Origin of the sequence: Bradyrhizobium uaiense (assembly GCF_010811875.1) — a bacterium.
Classification (GTDB): Bacteria; Pseudomonadota; Alphaproteobacteria; order Rhizobiales; family Xanthobacteraceae; genus Bradyrhizobium; species Bradyrhizobium uaiense.
Map to the genome: position 1 here is coordinate 1 of NZ_VKHP01000567.1, position 576 is coordinate 576.

General features: G+C 63.0%; 1 pseudogene. It reads right to left on the reverse strand.

The window, feature by feature from the left end:
* Window positions 1–576 (reverse strand): annotated as a pseudogene (locus FNJ47_RS46510) (cytochrome c); the annotation flags it as partial.

Sequence of the window (576 nt, forward strand, 5' to 3'; positions counted from 1 at the left end):
TGTAGACAACCTCGGCCATCGGTCCGTACACGGCGCCCTTCGCGGACACGCCCTTGCGCAGATAGTCGACGATCTCCTCGATCGTCCAGTCGCCGAGCCCCGTCTCCTTGTTGGAGGTCAGCGACGGCGCGTACCAGTTCTGCATCGGGATCAGGCCGCCCTCGAAGGCCTGCGACTGCTTGCTGCCGCCGAGCGCATTGATCGGGGTGTGACACATCCCGCAATGACCCAGCCCCTCGACCAGATAGTTGCCTCTATTCCACTCTGCCGACTTCGTCGGATCAGGCTTGAACTCGCCTTCCCTGAAGAACAGCGTGCGCCAGCCGAGGATCAGCGAGCGGTTGTTGAACGGGAACGTCAGGTCGTGCGGCTTGTTGAGCTGCCTGACCGGCGGCACGGTGCGTAAATAGGCGTAGATCGCGTCGCTGTCCTCGCGCGTCACCTGGGTATAGGAGGCGAACGGCATCGCCGGATAGACCAGGCCGCCATCGGGGAAGCGGCCACTGTGCATCATCTGGTAGAATTGATCCGACGTCCACGTGCCGATCCCGGTCTGCGGGTCAGGCGTGATGTTCG